Source organism: Salinicola sp. CR57 (assembly GCF_003206585.1).
Lineage (GTDB): Bacteria > Pseudomonadota > Gammaproteobacteria > Pseudomonadales > Halomonadaceae > Salinicola > Salinicola lusitanus.
Genome location: NZ_PZJL01000005.1, coordinates 480,670 through 501,165 on the forward strand (window position 1 = coordinate 480,670; position 20,496 = coordinate 501,165).

17 protein-coding genes are annotated in these 20,496 nt (G+C 63.6%); 5 read left to right on the plus strand and 12 right to left on the minus strand.

Features of this window, described 5'->3' with window-relative positions:
- Positions 1 to 2: 2 nt before the first annotated feature.
- Positions 3 to 1,676, minus strand: coding sequence for a peptidoglycan DD-metalloendopeptidase family protein (locus DOM56_RS08850; protein ID WP_110708421.1), 1,674 nt, complete (start codon positions 1,674 to 1,676; stop codon positions 3 to 5).
- 455 nt (positions 1,677 to 2,131) lie between these two features.
- Between DOM56_RS08850 and DOM56_RS08855 the strand changes: the two genes are divergently transcribed.
- Together DOM56_RS08855 and DOM56_RS08860 are read left to right on the plus strand one after the other, a co-directional pair.
- Entirely contained in the window at positions 2,132 to 3,058 is a 927-nt protein-coding gene (locus tag DOM56_RS08855; RefSeq protein WP_110708422.1) for a LysR family transcriptional regulator, read from the plus strand.
- 98 nt (positions 3,059 to 3,156) lie between these two features.
- Positions 3,157 to 4,161, plus strand: coding sequence for a glutathione S-transferase family protein (locus DOM56_RS08860; protein ID WP_110708423.1), 1,005 nt, complete (start codon positions 3,157 to 3,159; stop codon positions 4,159 to 4,161).
- 50 nt (positions 4,162 to 4,211) lie between these two features.
- On the opposite strand, the gene DOM56_RS08865 is transcribed toward DOM56_RS08860, so the two are convergent.
- On the minus strand, positions 4,212 to 4,679 hold the full coding sequence (locus DOM56_RS08865; protein WP_110708424.1) for a YaiI/YqxD family protein: 468 nt from the start codon (positions 4,677 to 4,679) through the stop codon (positions 4,212 to 4,214).
- 473 nt (positions 4,680 to 5,152) lie between these two features.
- Here DOM56_RS08865 and DOM56_RS08870 point away from each other — a divergent pair, with 473 nt between their 5' ends.
- On the plus strand, positions 5,153 to 6,877 hold the full coding sequence (locus DOM56_RS08870; RefSeq protein WP_110708425.1) for a DEAD/DEAH box helicase: 1,725 nt from the start codon (positions 5,153 to 5,155) through the stop codon (positions 6,875 to 6,877).
- A 258-nt stretch (positions 6,878 to 7,135) separates the two neighbouring features.
- Complete coding sequence (locus DOM56_RS08875) at positions 7,136 to 8,116, plus strand: GntR family transcriptional regulator (protein WP_110598960.1); 981 nt, start codon at positions 7,136 to 7,138, stop codon at positions 8,114 to 8,116.
- Between the two features lie 36 nt (positions 8,117 to 8,152).
- Here the strand turns inward: DOM56_RS08875 and DOM56_RS08880 are convergent, their stop codons facing one another.
- The 6 genes from DOM56_RS08880 to DOM56_RS08905 form a co-directional block, all read right to left on the minus strand.
- Positions 8,153 to 9,076 carry an NAD(P)-dependent oxidoreductase gene (locus DOM56_RS08880; RefSeq protein ID WP_110708426.1) on the minus strand — a complete coding sequence of 308 codons (924 nt, stop codon included), beginning with the start codon at positions 9,074 to 9,076 and terminating at the stop codon, positions 8,153 to 8,155.
- A 40-nt stretch (positions 9,077 to 9,116) separates the two neighbouring features.
- Positions 9,117 to 10,544: an FAD-binding oxidoreductase gene (locus DOM56_RS08885; protein WP_110708427.1), complete on the minus strand. Its 1,428-nt coding sequence runs from the start codon at positions 10,542 to 10,544 to the stop codon at positions 9,117 to 9,119.
- Positions 10,545 to 10,600: 56 nt separating this feature from the next.
- Positions 10,601 to 11,857 (minus strand): TRAP transporter large permease, encoded by a 1,257-nt coding sequence (locus tag DOM56_RS08890; RefSeq protein WP_110708428.1) that lies wholly within the window; start codon positions 11,855 to 11,857, stop codon positions 10,601 to 10,603.
- Positions 11,854 to 12,342, minus strand: coding sequence for a TRAP transporter small permease (locus DOM56_RS08895; protein WP_110708429.1), 489 nt, complete (start codon positions 12,340 to 12,342; stop codon positions 11,854 to 11,856). Before DOM56_RS08895 ends, DOM56_RS08890 begins: the two co-directional genes overlap by 4 nt.
- 62 nt (positions 12,343 to 12,404) lie before the next feature.
- Positions 12,405 to 13,499, minus strand: coding sequence for a TRAP transporter substrate-binding protein (locus DOM56_RS08900; protein WP_110708430.1), 1,095 nt, complete (start codon positions 13,497 to 13,499; stop codon positions 12,405 to 12,407).
- A gap of 129 nt (positions 13,500 to 13,628) precedes the next feature.
- Positions 13,629 to 14,930, minus strand: a complete 1,302-nt coding sequence (locus DOM56_RS08905; protein ID WP_110708431.1) for an L-fuconate dehydratase — start codon at positions 14,928 to 14,930, stop codon at positions 13,629 to 13,631.
- A gap of 270 nt (positions 14,931 to 15,200) precedes the next feature.
- On the opposite strand from DOM56_RS08905, the gene DOM56_RS08910 reads away from it, so the two are divergent.
- A complete protein-coding gene (locus DOM56_RS08910; RefSeq protein ID WP_198655730.1) occupies positions 15,201 to 16,130 on the plus strand; it encodes a LysR substrate-binding domain-containing protein in 930 nt (309 codons plus the stop codon).
- Between the two features lie 65 nt (positions 16,131 to 16,195).
- On the opposite strand, the gene DOM56_RS08915 is transcribed toward DOM56_RS08910, so the two are convergent.
- Genes DOM56_RS08915 through DOM56_RS08930 form a run of 4 tightly spaced genes read right to left on the minus strand, consistent with a single transcriptional unit; the run spans position 16,196 to position 20,496 of the window.
- Positions 16,196 to 17,395, minus strand: a complete 1,200-nt coding sequence (locus DOM56_RS08915; RefSeq protein ID WP_110708433.1) for a fumarylacetoacetate hydrolase family protein — start codon at positions 17,393 to 17,395, stop codon at positions 16,196 to 16,198.
- A 43-nt stretch (positions 17,396 to 17,438) separates the two neighbouring features.
- On the minus strand, positions 17,439 to 18,494 hold the full coding sequence (locus DOM56_RS08920; RefSeq protein ID WP_110708434.1) for an Ldh family oxidoreductase: 1,056 nt from the start codon (positions 18,492 to 18,494) through the stop codon (positions 17,439 to 17,441).
- On the minus strand, positions 18,491 to 20,008 hold the full coding sequence (locus DOM56_RS08925) for a tripartite tricarboxylate transporter permease (protein WP_110708435.1): 1,518 nt from the start codon (positions 20,006 to 20,008) through the stop codon (positions 18,491 to 18,493). Before DOM56_RS08925 ends, DOM56_RS08920 begins: the two co-directional genes overlap by 4 nt.
- A 14-nt stretch (positions 20,009 to 20,022) precedes the next feature.
- The gene (locus DOM56_RS08930; RefSeq protein WP_110598368.1) at positions 20,023 to 20,496 is read right to left on the minus strand and encodes a tripartite tricarboxylate transporter TctB family protein; all 474 of its coding nucleotides are present in this window, start codon (positions 20,494 to 20,496) and stop codon (positions 20,023 to 20,025) included.

Here is a 20,496-nt window from a genome sequence, read left to right on the forward strand (position 1 = left end):
GACTAGATGTTATCGTCGCCGTCGTCGTTCTTCTTGACGGAGACCTGGGCGATTGCCGGTTCGTTGTCGCCGCTCTGATCCAGCTTCGCCAGCAGGTTTTCCGATTCGCGCTTGAAGGCAGCCAGGGCATCGCCTCGGAGGCTCTGGGCCTCCGGCAGCTTCACGCGCATGGCATCGACCTGGTGGTTGTTCACGAGTACCTCATAGTGCAGGTGGGGGCCCGTGACTCGACCGGTGCTGCCCGAGAGCGCGATCTTTTCACCCATCTTGACGTGTTCGCCGGGCTTGACCAGTGCCTTGCTGAGGTGCAGATAACGGGTCACGTAGCCGTTGTCATGGCGAATCACGACATAGCGACCCGCGATCGGGTGATTGACCACCCGTTCGACGATGCCATCCGCCGGGGCGTCGATGGGCGTACCCGTGCGCATGGCGAAGTCGGTGCCTTTGTGCGGACTGATGCGGCCCGTGACCGGGTGATGACGGCGCAAGTTGAACGGTGAGCTGATGCGATAGTGACCCTGGAAAGGGTAACGGTCGAACGCGGGGTCGAGACTGTTGCCATCCGGGGTGTAGAAGTGATCATCAGCGCTGTTGCGGACTACCGTCAGATTCATGCGCTGCCCTTCGTACTCGGCGGCCAGCACCTTGGAGTCCATGGAGTGGCCGTCGATCATGTCGGACTCGACCAAGACCCGGAACTGGTCGCCCGCACGGGCGTTACGACGGAAGTCGAGTTTCTTCGAAAGCACGCTGGTCAGTTCCGACACTTCGGCGCTGGATAGCCCCGTCGACTGAGCCGAGAGTGCGAAAGAGCCGTTGACCGTGCCGCTGAACATCCGTTGGGCGGCTTCGCCGGTCTTCTCGATCGGCGAGTAGGCGAAGTCGGCCGTCTCGTCGTCACGCTGGATCAGGTAGCCCTCGCGGGGGTCTTTCATGACCCGTAACGCCAGCAACTGGCCATGCTCGTCGAGCTTGTAGTCGAAACTGTGGCCGACCCGCCAGCGCGTGAGGACCTTCTTGTCCGGCACCGTGTTGAGGATCTGCATGACGTCGCTGTACGCCAGGCCCAGCGTCCGCTCGGCGGTGAGTGCGAAGGAGTCGCCATTCTGGATGGTGTAGCTCTGCCATTCCGGAACGTAGGTCTCGCGGGAGGCGATCTCGTCGCCCAACTCCGTATTGCCGGATGGGTCGAGGGAATTGTCGAAGGACCAATCCTCGTAAGAGGTGCCTCCAATGCTGTCATCGTCTTCGTCGGTCGCCGAGTAGGCATCACCTACAGGGAGTTGAGCCGCCAGCTTCTTGACGCTGGGTTCGACCGTCGGTTTGATGATCGGAGAGATCGCCTGGGCTGGCTGCTGGGGCGTGTCGTCGGCGTGCGCTTCGGATACCAGATCGAGGCGCATTACCTCCAAAGGCTTGAGTTGCGCCAGCGGAATCTCTTTCGACAGATCACCAAGAGAGAAGGCAGCGGAGCCCGCCTCTTTTTGCGCCGCGGAATTGACGATCGACTGGGAAATCGTGGTCGTCGTCGCCAGAGGAAGCTGCTTTTGTGCATCTTCGGTCTCACCGAAAACGCCGATAATCTTTTGCGTACCCAGCACGGTGACCATGGCGGCGACCGGCAGCAATAATACTTTGTGCGTGCGGGGCAGCGAATGGAATATTCGCAACATGAAGATGAAGGCCCGGGTAAAAAAGGATGACAAATTTAAATAAAGGCCGGGGAACAATACCCCAAGGTAGTATTAATTGCCTAGTCTGTATTTAAGTACAGTATCCGGGGCCCCGTGGCGTGGACGATAGAGGCATCGGCACCGTGAGTCTCCGGAGGTCGTGTCAAGACCTCGAGCGTAAGCTTGTGTAAGGTGATGGTGCACGTTGTTGCACCGATATGGTGCCGTTAAAAGTCTTGTTTTATTGGAAAATATTTTATCGTAAAACTTTTGTACTGCTTTTATTGGCCGATAAGATTGCATCAGTGGCGTCGATTCTCACGACGAATTGGCGCGGGAAAAGTCGGAGGGTGAACGGCGATTTCTCACACGAATGGCAAATGTGGAAATGTAGAGAGCCCAGGTGTGGAGATCATTCCTCGGACACTGGATGTGCGAGCCAACGGGGAGAAGTCATGCCAAAAGTGACGTTGCTACAGTGGCAGATGCTGGCGGCGGTAGCCGATCATGGTGGATTTGCCAAGGCGGCCGATGTCGTTCATCGAAGTCCCTCGACGCTCAATCACGCGATTCACAAGATCGAGGAACAGCTGGGCGTGGTGCTGTTCGAGCCAAAGGGCCGCCAGGTCGTGCTCACCGAAGCCGGCCGGCTGCTACTGAGGCGGGCGCGACAACTGATCGAGAACGCGGCCTCGCTGGAAGACGTTGCCGAGCGTCTCGCGGGCGGGCTGGAGGCGGAAATTTCCCTGGCCGTGGATCAGATATTCCCGACGGATCCCCTGGCGGAGACATTGACTCGGTTCTCGGAGGCTTTTCCCCACGTTCGCGTCCAATTGCACGAAACCGTTCTTAACGGCGCTGTAGAGATGTTGTACGAGGGGCGGGCGGATCTCGCCATCTCGGCAATCGACGCTCAGGGTTTCCTGGGACAGCCGGTCGTCGACGTGGCTTTCATCGCGGTCGCCCATCCGGAGCATCCACTGCACCGATTGCAGCGCGAGCTGGATCTGCGGGATCTGGAGCGATATCGGCAACTGGTGACGCGGGACTCCGCTGTCCGCCATCGACTGGATGCCGGTTGGTTGAAGGCCGAGCAGCGATGGACGCTGAGCCATCTGTCTACCACTATCGACATGCTAGAGCGCGGGTTGGGGTTTGCCTGGGTGCCCGAGCCACGCATCCACATGGCGTTGCAGCAGGGCCGGCTGAAGGCGCTGCCGCTGCGGGCGGGTGGCGTGAGGCGGGTATCGCTCCAGATGATCTACCGGGATATCGATGGTGCCGGTCCAGCCACGCGCGCCCTGGCTGACGAGCTGATGGCGAGCGTGGCGGCCACCTGTCCCCGCGAATCGTTGCCTTCGGTACCCCATTCATCGATGTAGACGAATGACTGGGCCGAGTTATTGCGCTGGATCTTCAACGGCCGGGATCTATGCTGCTCTCGGCATGTCTTGGGACACCGAATCAACAGGAGAGCGTCATGGGATTGCTGGTCGACGGAAAATGGCAGGATCGCTGGTACGACACCGAAAGCCATGGCGGGGAGTTCGTTCGCGAGTCCGCCAAGCTGCGCGATTGGATCACGCCGACCGGCGCATCCGGCCCGGATGGCCAACGAGGGCTGGCGGCGGAGGCCGGGCGTTACCACATCTACGTGTCGCTGGCGTGTCCGTGGGCACATCGCGCCCTGATCATGCGCAAGCTCAAGGGATTGGAGGCGCTGGTCGGTGTCTCCCACACCAGTCCTCTGATGCTGGATCAGGGCTGGTCCTATCGAGTCGATGAAGGGTCCAGCGGCGATAGCGTCAATCATGTCGACTACCATCATCAGCTCTATACCTTGCCCGACTCGAACTATACGGGGCGGGTGACGGTTCCGGCGTTGTGGGATCGGCAAGAGCGGCGGATCGTCAACAACGAGTCCGCGGAGATCGTGCGGATGCTGAATACGGCGTTCGACGGCCTGACCGGCAATCGCCTGGATTTCTATCCCAACGATCTGCGCGATGTCATCGATGCCGTCAATGCCGATGTCTACGACCACGTCAACAACGGTGTCTACAAGGCTGGCTTCGCCACCGAGCAGGGCGTCTACGAAAAGCACTTCGCGGCGTTGTTCGACTGCCTCGATCGATTGGAGTCGCGTCTCGCCGGGCAGCGCTACCTGGCGGGCGAGTGGCTGACGGAAGCCGACATCCGGCTGTTCACCACGCTGGTTCGCTTCGATGCGGTCTACCATGGCCACTTCAAGTGCAACCGGCAGCGCATCGCGGATTTTCCGAATCTGTCGAATTACCTGCGGGAGCTCTACCAGTGGCCGGGCATTCGGGACACGGTCGACTTCGACCATATCAAGCGCCACTACTATTACAGCCATCCGACGATCAACCCGACCCGCATCGTGCCCGTGGGACCTTCACTGGCGCTGGATGCGCCGCATGATCGCGACCGGCTGACGGGGCGCGGAGTCCGCGGCGGCGAATGAAGGGGCTCTCTGCCGGATCCGGGGTCGTCCCGTTGATGGTGACGAACCCGCTAGACTCGAGCGTGGCGTTGCAGCCAGCGGTCCAGCGCGTTGGCGAACGTCCGGCGATCACCATCGGTATAGGCGTTGGGCCCCTGGGTGTGTTCCCCGCTGGCGCGCAGCGTCTCCATGAAGTCGCGCATCTGCACGCGCGACTTGATGTTGTCGAGCGTCAGGTTCTCGCCGCGAGTGGTCATGACCATCGCCCCACGCTCGATGACCTCCTGTGCCAGAGGAAGGTCGCTGGTAACGACGAGGTCGCCCTTGGTGACGGCATCGACGATCTCGTTGTCCGCGGCATCGAAGCCATGCGCCACGGTGCGCGACTTGACCCAAGGCGAAGACGGCAACGGCAACGCATGATTGGCCACCATCCAGGTTAGGGTCTGGGTGCGCTCGGCGGCACGAATGATGATGTCACGGGCAACGCGCGGGCAGGCGTCGGCGTCGATCCAGAGAGTGGGCTTGGGTGTCGGCATGGCGATGACGCTCGGCTGGATGAGGAAGAAGTGGCGCGCAGTCTACGGTTTTCGCCGCCAGGCTTCATCCGAGGCCACGTCTATCCATTGGGGTTTTCGGTAGGATTTTTACGTTCCGGTGGTGAAACGTCTACGCCGATGGTATAGTAGCGCCTCCTCGCATGTGTTGACCCCACCATCCTGCCGATATGTCTGTAATCGACGCCATCGACCCGTGAGTCGATGCCCAGCACCGGACGTATCTCGTACATGACGCACGGCCACGCCGTTTTTCGCGTCCGGATGCAACGATGGAGCGCCTCAATCGGTTGATGTATTACGCAACCGGGCGCATCAAGGTCGCCACATACGCTATCGCTTTCGAATCCGCTGGCGAGAAGCGCAATGCCTGGTGCGACCGGCATTCAGTGGTGATCACGCCACCAATGCCATGACATTTTCGCCGGTGCCCACCGGCCACTCCAAGGTGTGAAATGACCTCGACTGTTACTGCTTCGCCTAGCTTTGGCGATCTGGCTCTGTTGCCGGAAGTACTGACCGCCCTCGAAACGTTGGGCTATGAAATCCCGTCGCCGATCCAGTCGCAGACTATCCCTGCGCTGCTGGAAGGTCGCGACATGCTGGGCCAGGCGCAGACCGGCACCGGCAAGACCGCGGCGTTCGCGCTGCCTTTACTGAGCCGTCTCGATCTCGGCCGGCGTGAACCGCAAGTCCTGGTGCTGGCGCCGACCCGTGAGCTGGCGCAGCAAGTTGCCGTATCCTTCTCCAAGTACGGCCAGAATCTGAAAGGCCTGGAAATCGCGACGCTTTGCGGTGGCCAGGATTACCGCGAGCAGCTGTCGGCGTTGAAGCGTGGCGCCCAGGTCGTCGTGGGGACACCGGGGCGGATCATCGATCACCTCGACCGTGGCAGCCTCAAGTTGGACGGCCTGTCGGCGCTGGTGCTCGACGAAGCCGACGAGATGCTGCGCATGGGCTTCATCGACGACGTCAAGCGCGTGGTCGCCGATACGCCCAAGAACGCCCAGCGCGTCTTCTTCTCGGCCACGCTGCCGAGCGAGATCGAGCGTATCGTCAACCGCTACCTGGTCGACCCGGTCAAGGTCGCGATCGAATCCAAGGTCAGCACTGGCGAGAACATCGAACAGCGCGTGGTGCGGGTCGAAGGCCCCAGCAAGCTGGAAGCTCTGGCGCGTATCTTCGAAGTCGAGACGGTCGACGCCGCCATCGTGTTCGTGCGCACCCGTGCCGCCTGTACCACGCTGGTGGAGCAGCTGACTGCTCGCGGCGTCAACGCTGCCGGCCTCTCCGGCGATCTCGACCAGAGCCTGCGTGAGCGTACCGTGACGCGTCTCAAGCGGGGCAAGGTCGATGTGCTGGTGGCCACCGACGTGGCGGCGCGTGGTCTGGACGTTCCGCGGATCACTCACGTGATCAACTACGATCTGCCGCAGGATTCCGAGGCCTACATTCACCGTATCGGCCGTACCGGCCGTGCTGGCCGCAACGGTGTCGCCATCACGTTCGCCGGCGGCCGCGAGACCCGCAAGGTGCGCTGGGTCGAGCAGGCGACCGGTCAGGCCATGACCGAGATGCCGCTGCCCGACGAGGCCGCCATTCGCGCTCATCGCGACACGCAGTTCAGTGCGCGTCTGCGCGAGATGCTCGAGGCCGGTAGCGATCATCAGCGTGCGCTGATCGAGAAGCTGGTCGAAGAGGGTCACGATCCGATCGATCTGGCGGCGGCACTGGCAACGCTGGCGCGTGCCGGCGAAGCGCCGATCGGCCGCATCACCAGTTCACCCTCGCGCCGTGACAGCGGTCGCGACGGTGGCCGCGATGGCGGTAGCCGTGGTGAGCGCGGTGCCCCGCGCCGTCGCGAAAGCGCGCCGCGCGAAGGCATGACTCGCTACCGGGTCTCCGTCGGTCACAAGGATGGCGTCAAGCCGGGACAACTGGTCGGCGCACTCGCCAACGAAGGGGGCATCGAGGGTGGTCGCATCGGCCGCATCGATATTCGCAACGCCTTCTCCGTGGTCGAGCTGCCGAGCGGACTGCCGTCCTCGATTCTGGCCAAGATGTCACGCGCCCGGGTCGGTGGACGTTCGCTGGAAATCTCGGAAGACCAGGGTGCGCCCGAGCGTGCACCGCGTCGCCGCACCGATGGCGAGGCACCGGTTCGCCGCTCGCGCGCCTGATCGGTAGACGCTGTACCGCTAGCCGAGCCTGTTGCTCCGCTGGTGTCGAAACGCCGCCCACTTCGTGGGCGGCGTTTTTGTTGGTGCCGCCATCAAGACGCGGTCTCCCAGGGGGCCGAAAGCCGATGTTGTCAACCAGGTTCGAGGCAGGACCTAGGTCTGACAGTCGGTGACGGTCTTTGTATGCAATACTCGTTCTTGCTGAATCGTGGCACGTTCCCGATTCAGGTCCACCGAAAACGTGGCGGGATCAGTTCGATGACCAAGACGCTCAAGGATCAACTCTACGAGGCCCTGCTGCGCAGCATGGCCAGTGGCCATCTGGAGCCTGGCCTGGTGCTGCTCGAGGGCAATATCGCCGATATCTTCGGGATGAGCCGTTCGCCGGTTCGCCAGACCCTGGGGCGGCTGCACGACGAGGGCGCCATCAGCCGTTTCGACGGCCGCGGGTTCCTGGTGGGGCGGGCACCGGGGAGTATCGTGCGCCGCTCGCTGACGGCGGCCGATTTCCGGGCCGCGGGCGGCCGCGCCTCCGTCAAGCGAACGGACTCCTGGCGCGCGCTGGCGGAGCGGGTCGAGCACGACGTCGTCCTTTGCTCGATGAAAGGCCGACTCGAGCTCAACGAGCTGCAACTGGCCAAGTCACTGGGTGTCAGCCGCGCCACGACCTACCGCATTCTGCTGCAACTGCAGTCCCTCGGTGTCGTCGAGAAGGTCAAGTACAGTAGCTGGAACGTGGTGCCGCTGGACGACGATCGACTGCATCAACTCTACGATGCGCGGCGTCAACTGGAGCCGTTCATGATTGCGCGGGCCTGCGAGCGAATCCCGGACAAGGCGATTCAGCGCTATCTGGATCGCCTGGATCAAGCCCAGGCCAGCTACCCTCGAATAGAGGCCAGCCAGCTCGATGCGCTGGAGAACGACCTGCATCACGAGGCGCTGGAGCAGGGCGGTAACGCCGAGATCCTGACCATGCTTCAGCGCACCCGGCCGATCCTGCTGATCAGCAAGCATCTGCTGGGAGGCGAGATCGAACTGCCGCCGGGCGACCCTTTCTTCGCTGCGCATCGGCAGGTCTTCGAAGCGATGCAGCAGCGGCGCGCCGCGCAGGCCAGCGACGCACTTCACCGGCACATCAGGGACTCCGAGGCACTGGTCCAGGAACGCCTGGCCAACTTCCGGCATGCCGGCGAACTGAGGGAACCTGGGTATCTGCGCTGGTTGAGCCAGCGCTAACCGGGCAGATCGCCGGCTGCTCGTCGTATCGTGAGCTCAATCGACCGGCATGCCGTTTCGTCGGCGCAACTCCCGGATCAGCGCACTGTGATCCAGCTCGCCATCGCCGTTTGCCAACATGTCGCCGAACAGCGCATCGGCCTGACGGCTCATGGGAAGGTCGAGCGACAGGCGAGCCATCTGCGCCATTGCCGTCTGGGTGTCCTTGTGTTGCCACTTCGCGGCACCGCCGGGCAGGAAACTCTCCTCCAGCATGCGCCGACCATGGACATCGAGAATGGTCGAGTCGGCGAAACCGCCCATCAACGCCTGACGCACCTGCGCGGGATCGGCCCCGCCACGCTCCACCAGCAGCAGCGCCTCGGCCACGGTGGCGATGGTGTTGGCCACGATCATCTGGTTGGCGAGCTTGGCGAGCTGGCCGCTCCCGGCGGGCCCGACATGGGTGGGACGACCGAGGGTTGCCAGCAGCGGGCGATGACGTTCGAAAACGGATGCCTCGCCACCGACCATGATCGCCAGCGTGCCCTCGATGGCGCCGCGTTCCCCGCCGGAGACCGGTGCGTCGAGATAGTCGACGCCGTGGAGGTTGGCGGCGTCCGCCTGTCCCTTGGCGGTATCCACCGGGATCGAGCTCATCACGATCAGGCAACTGCCGGGCCGCGTCGCGGTGATGATGCCGGTTTCGCTCAACAGGATCTCGTCGCAGACGGGGCCCGCGCTCAGCATCACGATGACCACATCGGCGTCGTGGACGGCCGCCTCGGGGGATCGAGCCGCGACCACGCCGGCGGCCTGCAGCGGTGCCAGCTTGTCGGGCGTGCGGTTCCAAGCCCGGACGTGATGGCCGACATCCGCCAGGCGGGCCGCCATGGGGGCCCCCATGATGCCGGTTCCGAGGAAGCCGACGGTCTGGACATCCTCGAGGTGACGATCTTTATCGACAGGGGAATCTTGCATGAGTCGCTTCCTGAAAGAAGAGTGCGCGGGCGGGGCCGGGTCATTCGACGGGGCGGGGCAGAATCCGGCCAGGGGAGATCAGGTAACGGGGGTCCAGAAGCCGCTTCAGGCCACGCATGATGTCGTATTCGGGCTCGGACAGCGTCTCCAGGAAGGCGGTCTGCTTGAAGCGGCCGATGCCATGCTCGGCGCTGATGCTGCCATCGAAGTCGGCGACGATCTCGAACAGACGCTCCTCCAGCTCATGCAGTAGCGATGAGCGCTCGTCGGGGCCGAGCTCTGGAGGCGGCAGGATGTTGAAGTGCAGATTGCCGTCACCGATATGGCCGTAGGCGATGATCGTCGCTTGCGGGCACAATGTCCCGATCTCCTCGGCGGCGCGCTCGTGGAAGGTGTTCAACGAGGAGATCGGCAGCGAGACATCGGTGCGCAGGTGCTCGCCACGATTGCGCTGGCCTTCCAGCATGGCTTCGCGAATGCGCCAGAGATTGCCGGCCTGCGCCTCACTGGTGGCCAGCACGCCATCGGTCAGCCGGCCGGTCTCGAGCCCGCGCTCGAACAGGCTCTCGATCATGCTGTCCAGATCCGCCGGTCCGCTGGCGCTGGCTTCCATCAGGACGTAGTAAGGCGCCGGTGCATCCAGCGGGTCACGCAGGTCGGGGGCGGCCTCCATGGCGAGTTCGAGGCAGGTGCGCGGCACCAGCTCGAAGGCGGTCAGCAGGTCGCAGCAACTGCGTCGCGCCAGCGCATAGAGTTCGAGTACGGCAGCCACGCTGGGGCAGGCCAGCAGCGCGCTGCGACTGACCTGAGGGCGGGGAAACAGCTTGAGGACCGCCCCGGTCACGATGCCGAGCGTGCCCTCCGCACCGATGAACAGCTGCTTGAGATCGTAGCCCGTGTTGTCCTTGTGCAGCGCTTTCATGCCGTTGTAGATCCGACCATCCGGCAGCACGACCTCCAGCCCCAGGACCAGCTGTCGCATCATGCCGTAACGCAGCACGTTGAGGCCGCCGGCGTTGGTCGAGACGTTGCCGCCGATCTGGCAGCTGCCCTGGGCACCCAGCGAGAGCGGAAAATCGCAATCCACCGCCTCGGCGGCATCCTTGACCGACTGCAGCACGCATCCGCCATCCACGCTCATGGTGAAATTGATCGGATCGACGTCGCGGATCGCCGTCATCCGCTCGAGACTGACGACCAGTTCCGGCCGCTCGCCATCGGGCAGGGCGCCGCCCACCAGGCCGCTGTGCCCCCCCTGGGGCACCAGCGGGATGTCGTGTCGATGGCAGTAGCGCACCACGTCGGCCACCTGGCGCGTCGTCGCCGGCCGCGCCACTGCCAGGGGGGCGCCACCACGGTAACCCGGCCAGTCGACGCAATAGCGCGCCATGTCATCGATGTCGGTCAGCAACCCCCCCTGGCCCAGCATCACGGCCAGCTCGTCGATCAGCGTGGCTTGAATGGTCATGCATCACCTCTCGAAACGTTATCGAAGCCACTCATCGTCGTCGAAACCGGCTGGCATCAGCGATACCAGAGGACGACCTGAGGAAAGAGCAGGAACAGCACCAGCAGGCCGATCAAGGTGAAGTAGAAGGGGAGCAGGCTCTTGACCAGGCTCTCCATGCCGACCTTGCCGACGCCGCAGCCGACGTAGAGCACCGTACCCACGGGAGGCGTGATAAGGCCGATCCCCAGGATGAACGACATCAGCACCCCGAAATAGACCGGGTCGATGCCCAGCTTGACCACCACCGGCGTCATCAGCGGCGCCAGGATCACCATCGCCGGCGTCAGATCCATGAAGAAGCCGACGACCAGCAGGAAACCCGACAGGATCAGCAGCAGCAGGAGCTTGTTCTCGGTGATCGCGGACAGGCTGACCACGAGTTGCTGCGGGATCATGTTGGCGGTGAGCAGCCAGGCGAGAACGCTGGCGAAGGCCAGCAGCAGCATCACCACGCCGGTCAGTTTGCCGGTGGCGATACAGAGCTCGAAGAAACGTTTCAGCGTCAGGCTACGGTAGATGAAGAAAGAGACCGCGAAGGCGTAGACCAGCGCGATCGCCGCGCTCTCCGTCGGGGTGAAGACGCCCGACAGGATCCCGCCGACGATGATCACCGGCAGCAGCAGTGCCAGCAGCGCTTCCTTCAACGCCGCGAACAGCTCGGGCACCGAGAAGGGCTGGCCACGACCGTTCTTGCGCGACTGGACGTAGGTGGTGACCGCCAGCCCCAGCGTGATCAGGATGCCCGGTACGATACCCGCCATGAACAGCTGCGAGATCGAGGTGTTGGTGACCACGCCGAACAGGATCATCGGGATCGAGGGCGGGATGATGATGCCGACGACCGAGGCGGCCACCACGATCGCCGTCGCCAGCGGTGCACTGTAGCGATGCTGCTTCATCGGCTCGATCATCATGCTGCCGACGGCGGATGCGTCGGCCACGGCCGAGCCGCTGATGCCGCCGAAGAACATCGATGTCAGCACCGCGACCTGGCCCAGGCCGCCGGCCACGAACCCGACCAGGGCGCTGGCCAGTCGCACCAGGCGGGTCGCGATGCCGCCGGCGCTCATGACTTCCCCGACCAGGATGAACAGCGGGATGGCCAGCAGCGGAAAGGAGTCCAGGCCGTTGACCGCCTGGGCCACGATCGGCGAGAGCGCGTAGCCGGACTCGAAGAAGATGAACAGGCTGATGGCCGCGAGACCGAACGAGATCGGCATGCCGATGACGATACAGATGGCCAGCCCTATCAGAATGCTCCACAGGATCATGATGTCTTGCTCCGGAACAGGGAGAATAGGGCGATGGTGTTGGCGATGATCGTCAGGATCGCCATCACCGGCATGGCGCTGTACAGGAACGTCTGGGGTATGCCCAGCATCGGCGTGGCGCTGGTGTAGCCCGAGATGACGTCATTGAAGCCCAGCAGGATGCAGATGCAGACGATGTAGACGATGGCGATGCTCAGCAGCACGGCGGCCTTGCGCAGCCCGGCGGGCGCCTTGTCGCGGAAGAAGGTGACCGCCACGTGCTCGTTGCCGAGACTGCCAACGCCAGCGCCGAGCAGCACCAGCCAGATGAACAGCACCCGGGAGAGTTCCTCGGCCCAGGTGTAGGAATAGTTGAGAACGAAGCGGCCAAAGACGTTGGCCGTGACGCAGAACACCACGCCCAGCACCAGTAGCCCGGCAGCGATTTCCAGCGTTTGGCGTAGCCAGCCCAGGAGACCCCGGGCGGAAGGCGAGTCGGCACTCATCATGACCTCCGTGATCACGCACTCGCCGCAGGCGCGAGTCGGCGCCTGCGGCGAACCGGTACTTACTGAGCCTGGGACTCAGCGCGAATACGGTCGATCAAGTCGCCGCCGATCTTGTCACGCCAGTCGTCGTAGACCGGTGCCAGATCTTCCTGGAAGGTCGCGATCTGCTCGGGCGTCAGTTCGGTGATCTGCATGCCCTGTTCCTTCAACTCCTGCTTGATCTGGTCATTGAGCGTTCGGCTGACCTGGCGCTCGTAGTCGCCCATCTGCTTGGCCGCCTCGCGCAGCAGCTGCTGATAGCTCTCCGGCAGCCGGTTCCAGAAGCGCTCGGACACCAGGGTGATGAACGGCGTGTAGACGTGGTTGGTCTCGGTCGCGTACTGCTGCACTTCATTGAACTTGGAGGATTCGATGGTGATCCACGGGTTCTCCTGGCCGTCGACGACACCCTGCTCAAGCGCGGTGAACAGTTCGGCGAAGGACATCGGGGTCGGGTTGGCGCCGAGCGTGCGCCAGATATCCAGATGGATCGGGTTCTGCATGGTCCTGACCTTCAAGCCATCCAGGTCCGAGGGGGAAGTCACCGCCAGCTTGCTGTTGGTCAACTGGCGATAGCCGTTCTCGGCCCAGCCGATCGCCACCAGTCCCTTCGTCGAGGCGTCCTTCAGCATCTGCTGACCGATATCCCCGTCCAGTACCTTGTCGGCGATTTCCGGTGTCGGGAACAGGAACGGCAGGTCGAAGACGGCAAACTGCGGGAACATGCTGACCATGGGGGAGGTCGACGGCGCCGTCATCTCCAGCGTGCCGGCCTGCAGCGCGCTGACCGACTGCAGGTCGTCGCCCAGCTGCGCGCTATGGAACGTCTGCACCTGGATATGACCGTCGCTGCGCTGCTCGACGATCTTCTTGAAATACTCCAGGCCCCGATACTGCGCGCTGGACTGGGTCAGGCCGATGTTGAACTTGAGGTTGTAGTCGTTGCCGTCGCCCTCGACGACATCACCGGTGACTTCCGGGATTGGCGGCATCTCGGTCGCCGCCACGGCAGAAAGGCTGGTCAGACCGAGGACCGTCGCCACCATCAGCGTCGTCAACCGGGAACGGGTCCGTCTAGGGCGTGTCGTGTGGGGGAAGGATGTGATTGTTGTCATCTTCGGCTCCATAACGTTGTTGATGCTTATTGCGTGAGTGGCATGAATCGCGTGAGTGACTTGCGGCATGGCGACGCCCGCGTTGGCGACGTCCGAATGCTCTGGGTGGCGGGCGTCCGGCGCACGAGGCTACTGCTGCCAGGCGCTGCCGCCGGGAAACCGGTGGGCATCGAGCGAGCTGGCTTTCATGGTGACGCTGTAGCCGGCGGCATCGGGTAGCTGATAGTGCCCGCGATCGATCCTCACCGGGTCGATGAAATGGTCGTGCAGATGGTCGACGTACTCGAGCAGGCGGCCCTCGAGCGAACCGGAAACGGCGATGTAGTCGAACATGGAGATGTGCTGGGTGTATTCGCACAGACCCACGCCACCGCCGTGGGGGCAGACCGGGATGTCATACTTCGCGGCCATCAGCAGCACCACGATCACCTCGTTGAGTCCACCCAGGCGGGCGGCATCCAGCTGGCAGAAATCGATGGCGTCCGCCTGGAAGAGCTGCTTGAACATCACCCGGTTATGGCAGTGCTCGCCGGTAGCGACACCGATCGGCGACAGCCGATGACGAATCTCGGCGTGACCGAGCACGTCGTCCGGGCTGGTCGGCTCCTCGATCCAGTGTGGCCGGAACTCGGCCAGCCGACGCATGTTGGCGATCGCCTCGTCGACGTCCCACATCTGATTGGCGTCCATCATCAACAGCCGCTCTTCGCCGATCTCCTCGCGCAGGATGCGGGCCCGCCGTCGATCCTCCTCGATGTCGCCGCCGACCTTCTGCTTGAAGTGCTCCCAGCCATCGCTGATCGCCTGTCGGCACAGCGACCGCATCTTCTCCTCGGAGTAGCCCAGCCAGCCGGCCGAGGTGGTGTAGCCGGGGTAGCCGTGCTCGCGCAGGCGGGCCTCGCGTTGGGCCTTGGTCGGCGCCTGGCGGCGGAGCAGGCCGATCGCTTCTTCCGGCGTCAGCGCATCGGTCACGAAGCGGAAATCGAGACAGCGGACCAGCTCCTCTGGCGTCATGTCGGCCAGCAGCTTCCACACTGGCTTGCCTTCCCGCTTGGCCCACAGATCCCAGATCGCGTTGATCATCGCCGAGCAGGCCAGATGAATGACGCCTTTCTCCGGCCCCAGCCAGCGCAACTGGCTGTCCCCGCTGGTGAGTTCCCGCCAGTAAGCGCCCATGTCGGCGGTGATGTCCGACAGCGAACGCCCCTCCAGGCGCGTTGCCAGCGATTCGACGGCGGTCACGCATATCTCGTTGCCGCGGCCGATGGTGAAGGTCAGGCCGTGGCCGGTAATGCCGTCATCGGCATCGGTGTGCAGAATGACATAGGTGGCTGAATAGTCCGGCGCGGCGTTCATCGCATCCGACCCGTCCAGCTCGCGGGAGGTCGGAAAACGAATGTCCTGAACTTCGACGCGTTGAATCGTGGGCATGCCGAGAAGATTCCTTGCCTGGAGAGTATGGGATGGAGAGTGGGTAGCCACGGCGACTTTCAATACCGGAAAGTCACCCTGTTTTTTTGTCTTCTATTTTTCAAAAATAAAAAACGTCATTTGGGAATATTCGTCGAAAGTACGAGCCATCTTTCATGGGTCATTCGGTAGCCTAATCGGCGCTCGCGATCGATGGCTAATCGTTTTTTTTGCAACCCCGATAACCGAGGGTTATTGTTTTTGACCAAAGGATTATGCGGGGTGGTATTGATGTCCAACGATAGTCGTATTCACGTCAAGGGCTGGTTGCGAATCAAGCATCTCGTACTGCTCGTCACGCTAGACGAAAGTCGCAATCTTCACGCCACGTCTCGCCATATGAACATGAGTCAGCCTGCGGCCAGCAAGATGCTGAAGGACATCGAGACCTTCTTCGGCATGACGCTTTTCTACCGTCAGCCTCGCCACATGGAGATCACCGACGCCGGGCGATTGCTGGTGCGCTACGCCCGCAGCATCCTCAACGACACCGACCGCCTGATCGACGATCTGGTATCGCTGCGGGAGGGGGGCTACGGCAAGCTCGTCATCGGCTCGGTGCCGGGTGCGGCACCGCTGTTGCTGCCCAAGGCGATCACCTCGATCAAGGCGCGACGCCCACAGCTGGCGGTGAGCCTGTTCGAGAACTCCAGCGACCGGCTGCTGGCGGACCTGGAGTACAAGCGCCTGGACGTGGTGCTTGGGCGAGTCACGGAGCATGCCCAGCATCATCTGTTCGACTTCATGCCCCTGCAGGCGGAGCCCGTCTCGATCGTGGTCAGGGCGGAGCATCCGCTGTGCCAACGTCTTCCCGGTCTCGGCGAGATCGTGCGCTGGCCCTGGGTCCTGCACCCCATGAGCAGCCCGATGCGGGGCCTGTTCGAAGTCGCTCTGGCCGAAGCCGGCGTGTCATCACCCCGCAACGTGGTGGAAACCACGTCGACACAGACGACGCTGCAACTGGTGAGCTCATCGGACGCCATTGCGCTGCTGCCGACGTCGGTGCTCAAGACCGCGATCTCGGCGGGTAAATTCACCGCGCTGCCGCTGGTGATCGGCGAGCCGCTGGGCTATTACGGTGTTCTGACCCGCAAAGGGGAAGAGATATCGGACGTGGTCGGCGAGTTCATCGATATCCTGTTGATGCGCGACGACGCCTGAGCGCCGCCGGCTCGGCGGCGGCACTCGCTGCGTTCTCGCGATGGGTGGTGCGTTCGCGATCGATGTCAGCGCTGGCCGAGGTGGGCCAGTAGCGCGCGAATACCGAACGTCCAGGGGGGGAGCCGATCGCTGCGATCGACGACATTGGTCAGCGCGCCCAGCCTGGACGTCGAGATCGTCACCCGGTCGCCCACGTGGTGGGTGAAGCCCTGGCCCTCGCCATCCCGATCCTGGATCGGCGAGAACATGGTGCCGAGGAACAGCATGAAGCCGTCGGGATACTGATGGTGCGCACCGTAGGTCTGCGCGACCAGGTCGAGCGGATCGCGGCTGATCTCGCGCATGTCGCTCTCGCCCTCCAGCACGAAGTCGTCGTCCGCCCCCTCGATGCGCAGCGAGACCCGGGCGTTGCGGACATCGTCGATGCCGAAGTGCTCATCGAACAGGCGAATGAAGGGGCCGATCGAGCAGGAGGCGTTGTTGTCCTTCGCCTTGCCCAGCAGCAGGGCACTGCGGCCCTCGATGTCTCGCAGGTTGACGTCATTGCCCAGGGTCGCGCCGCGGACCTGGCCCTCGGCGTCCACCGCCAGCACGATCTCCGGCTCCGGATTGTTCCATTGGGACGCGGGGTGCAGGCCGACCCGCGCACCATGGCCGACGGCCGACAGCGGCTGCGCCTTGGAGAACACCTCGGCGTCGGGGCCGATCCCCACTTCCATGTACTGCGACCAGCCGCCACGTGCCTGCAATTCGGTCTTGAGCGCCATCGCTTCCGCCGAGCCGGGCTCGATCCGCGACAGGTCGCCACCGATCAGCGCCTGGATCTCCTCGCGCAGTTCGGCGGCACGCTTGAGGTCGCCACCGGCCTGCTCCTCGATGACCCGTTCCAGCAGGCTGACGGCGAACGTCACGCCGCAGGCCTTGATCGCCTGCACGTCGCAGGGGGCCAGCAGGTAGGGGGGCTTCGGCGTATCGGCCACGCTATTGGCCAGGATCTCGTCGAGCGTGCCGATGCTATCGCCCGGCGCTTCACGCACGAGCCAGGTCGCGTCTTCGCGTTCCAGCAGGTCGGCCATGGTGGCCACGTGGCGGGAGAGATCGACCAGCGTATCGCCGCGCAGCGCCACCGGCGCCGGTCCGGACCGGCCGACGGCGCTCTCCAGCCAGACGCGACCCACCAGCAGAGCGCGATCGGCATCGTCGGGCAGGCAATGTCCGGCCTGGCGCTGCGGGGAAACGGAGTCGGGATCGTTGAATGGGGCCATGTAGCGATGAGCTCCTGTCGAGTCGAGAGAAAGTGGGGTGGCATCAGCCGAACGCGGTACTGCCCGATAGCGACGAGTCTGCCACGGCCTCGCGCATGGCCTCCACCACGTCCGATGGCAGTGGAATGCCGTTGTCCAGATAGTCCCGGCGACGGGCGAGGCCGGACTGACCCGGCAGGCGGACCGGTCGATCGGGATCGCGTGGCCGGCTGCCGAGGCAGCGTCTGGCGAGATGGTCGGTCTCGTCGAGGAAGGGTTCCACGCCACCGAAACGGGCCGGATCGATCACCATGACCATCACCGACGCGCCCCAGCCTTCCGGGGCGTCCTTGCGGCCATAGCCGGAAAGGGCCGAGGTCAAGGCTTCGACCATCAGCCCCAGCGCGAACCCCTTGTGACCGAAGGCGAGTTCGCCCAGGGGCAGAATGCTCCCCTCCGGGGAGGCGAAATAGTCCTCGGGGTCGTCGCTGATCTCGCCGTGACCAGTGAGAATCGCCGGGTGGTCGAGCTTGTCGCCGGCGGCACGAGTCTTGGCCACGGTGCCGTTGGTGATGGTCGACATGCTGACGTCGATCAGAAGCGGCTGCTCGCGTCCCGGGATACCGATGGCCAACGGGTTCGGCGTGTAGACCCGATCCAGGCCGCCGAACGGTGCGACCGAGGCGACCGCCGGGTCCGAGGTCAATATCAGCGGAACCAGATTGGCCTCGACCAGCGGCTGGAGGTACGCCGCCAGGCATGCGATGTGATGCGAGCGCTTGAGACTGACCATGCCGATCCCGAAGGTGGCGGCGGCGTCGCGGCAGTGATCCAGCGCCCGTTGCACCAGGTACGGTCCCAGCAGGTAGTGGCCGTCGAACAGCGCCGCGACCGGGCTGTTCTCCTGGACCTCAAGCCGGGTTTGGTCGCCGCTGGCATGTCCCGCCTTGAGGTCCTTGAGATAACCGTTGGCCAGCTTCACGCCATGGGTATGGTGACCGAGCAGGTCGCCCTCGACCAGAATCCGTGCGGTGGTTTCCGCCACTTCCGGCGAGGCGCCGTTCTCGGTGAAGAGCGTGGCCAGGGTGGTGCGCAGGTCGGCTGCATCGTAGCGTGTCATGAGGACCTCGGCTTGTGACTGGATTGTGGCGAGCTGCGCAGCCGGCGGACCAGCCGGATCAACGAGGGCAGCAGCCAGATCAGGATGACCAGCGCGCCGAGGGCGGCGCTGATCGGCCGTTCGAAGAAGGCCAGTAGATCGCCGTTGGATTTCAGCATCGAACTCATGAAGCTGTTCTCCAGCGTGCCGCCGAGCACCAGGCCCAGGATCGCCGGTGCCATGGGGAAGTCATTGCGGGCCAGCACGAAGGCCACCATCCCGATGATCAGCATGATCCAGATATCGGTGATCGAATTGTTGATGGCGAAGGCGCCGACGATGCAGAAGCTGAGAATCACCGGCATCAGCAGCTTGCGTGGAGTCAGGATGAACACCTTGGAGGCGCGGATGGCGAGGTAGCCGATCGGCAGCATGATCAGGTTGGCGACGAAGAACACAGTGAACAGCGCATAGACCTGGCCGCCGCCGTTCATGAAGATCGTCGGCCCCGGATTCATGCCCTTCATGTAGAGCACGCCGATGACGATGGCGGTGATGGTGTCGCCGGGGATGCCGAACACCAGCGCCGGTACCCAGGCACCGCTGATGCCGGAGTTGTTGGCGGAGCTGGCATCGACGATGCCTTCGATATGGCCGGTGCCATATTTCTCCTTCTCCTTGGAGCGGCTCTTGCCCAGCGCATACGCGATCCACGCCGCGATATCCGCACCCGCGCCGGGCAGCGCACCGATGAGCGTGCCCAGCGAACTGCCGCGAAGGACGTTGCGCCAGTAGGTCTTGACGTGCTTTGGCGCGCCGGCGAACACGCTGTCCTTGGCCATCACCGGGACGCTGCGTGCCTCGGCCCGCGAGCCGTAGAACATCATGATCTCGTTGAGCGCGAACATGCCGATCATCACCGGGATGAAATTGATGCCGGCCATCAGGTCGGGGACGCCGAAGGTGAAGCGCGGCGCGCCACTCATCATGTCCAGGCCGACCGTGGAGAGCAGCAGGCCGACGGTCAACGACAGGAACGCTTTGACCCGGGAACCGATGGCGATGAAGATCGAGCTGCTCAGGCCCAGCAGGGCGAGCCAGAAGTATTCGAACGAGCTGAAATTGAGCGCCATTTCGGCCAGCGAGGGGGAGACGAACACCAGCACCAAGGTGCCGAACAGCCCGCCGATGACGGAGCAGACCAGGTTGGTACCCAGCGTTTCCCGAGCGCGGCCCTTCTGGGCGAGACGATAGGACTCGCCGACATAAGCGGCGGAAGCCGGGGTGCCGGGAATGTTGAGATAGGTGCCGGGTATGTCACCGGCGAAGATCGCCATGGCCGAGGTGGCCACGATGGCGGCAATGGCCGGGGTGGCATCCATGTAGAACGTGATCGGCACCAGCAGCGCTACCGCCATGGTGGCGGTCAGGCCGGGAATGGCGCCCACGAAGAGTCCGAAGACGGCCGCCGCGACGATGACCAGCATCGTCTGGACGTTGAACACCATTGCCAGGCCTTGCAGAAAGGAGTCCATGGGCAATCACCAGGCTAGGGTAGGATTTGAGACAGCAGGGTGCCTTCCGGCAGCGGAATCAGCAGATAGCGTGAGAACAGCAGGTAGATCGCCGTCGCGACGACCAGCGACACGATCAGCGAGAGCCAAGGTCTGGCGCCGCGCAGCAGCATCAGAATCAGCATGCTCACCGCCATGCACAAGGGCGCGCCCAGCCACTCGCTGGCGAGGATATAGAAGACGATCAGCGCACAGGGCAGCAGCGAGATCAGCAGGCCGCGGTAATCGTATCGTGGTGTCTGGGCACGGGGGCCGGCGAACGCGATCCTGAGTTGGCCTACCCGGGTCAGTGCCAGCACCAGTCCGCCGATCACCATGCCCCCGCCGATCAGCGAGGGAAACAGCGAGGGGCCGAACTGGAGTGTCGGCATGGTTGGGTAGGTCTGGGCGACGGCGATGACCACGCCGCCGCCGATCACGAATGCCAGCCCGAGCAGGAAGTCTCTCAT

What these genes read in the sequence shown, in the direction of transcription:
- DOM56_RS08930 (WP_110598368.1), bottom strand. Translation starts at nt 20,496, where the DNA reads ATGAGAGACTTCCTGCTCGGGCTGGCATTCGTGATCGGCGGCGGCGTG.
- DOM56_RS08870 (WP_110708425.1), top strand. Translation starts at nt 5,153, where the DNA reads ATGACCTCGACTGTTACTGCTTCGCCTAGCTTTGGCGATCTGGCTCTG.
- DOM56_RS08920 (WP_110708434.1), bottom strand. Translation starts at nt 18,494, where the DNA reads ATGACACGCTACGATGCAGCCGACCTGCGCACCACCCTGGCCACGCTC.
- DOM56_RS08905 (WP_110708431.1), bottom strand. Translation starts at nt 14,930, where the DNA reads ATGCCCACGATTCAACGCGTCGAAGTTCAGGACATTCGTTTTCCGACC.
- DOM56_RS08850 (WP_110708421.1), bottom strand. Translation starts at nt 1,676, where the DNA reads ATGTTGCGAATATTCCATTCGCTGCCCCGCACGCACAAAGTATTATTG.
- DOM56_RS08860 (WP_110708423.1), top strand. Translation starts at nt 3,157, where the DNA reads ATGGGATTGCTGGTCGACGGAAAATGGCAGGATCGCTGGTACGACACC.
- DOM56_RS08910 (WP_198655730.1), top strand. Translation starts at nt 15,201, where the DNA reads ATGTCCAACGATAGTCGTATTCACGTCAAGGGCTGGTTGCGAATCAAG.
- DOM56_RS08885 (WP_110708427.1), bottom strand. Translation starts at nt 10,544, where the DNA reads ATGACCATTCAAGCCACGCTGATCGACGAGCTGGCCGTGATGCTGGGC.
- DOM56_RS08915 (WP_110708433.1), bottom strand. Translation starts at nt 17,395, where the DNA reads ATGGCCCCATTCAACGATCCCGACTCCGTTTCCCCGCAGCGCCAGGCC.
- DOM56_RS08895 (WP_110708429.1), bottom strand. Translation starts at nt 12,342, where the DNA reads ATGAGTGCCGACTCGCCTTCCGCCCGGGGTCTCCTGGGCTGGCTACGC.
- DOM56_RS08865 (WP_110708424.1), bottom strand. Translation starts at nt 4,679, where the DNA reads ATGCCGACACCCAAGCCCACTCTCTGGATCGACGCCGACGCCTGCCCG.
- DOM56_RS08855 (WP_110708422.1), top strand. Translation starts at nt 2,132, where the DNA reads ATGCCAAAAGTGACGTTGCTACAGTGGCAGATGCTGGCGGCGGTAGCC.
- DOM56_RS08890 (WP_110708428.1), bottom strand. Translation starts at nt 11,857, where the DNA reads ATGATCCTGTGGAGCATTCTGATAGGGCTGGCCATCTGTATCGTCATC.
- DOM56_RS08875 (WP_110598960.1), top strand. Translation starts at nt 7,136, where the DNA reads ATGACCAAGACGCTCAAGGATCAACTCTACGAGGCCCTGCTGCGCAGC.
- DOM56_RS08900 (WP_110708430.1), bottom strand. Translation starts at nt 13,499, where the DNA reads ATGACAACAATCACATCCTTCCCCCACACGACACGCCCTAGACGGACC.
- DOM56_RS08880 (WP_110708426.1), bottom strand. Translation starts at nt 9,076, where the DNA reads ATGCAAGATTCCCCTGTCGATAAAGATCGTCACCTCGAGGATGTCCAG.
- DOM56_RS08925 (WP_110708435.1), bottom strand. Translation starts at nt 20,008, where the DNA reads ATGGACTCCTTTCTGCAAGGCCTGGCAATGGTGTTCAACGTCCAGACG.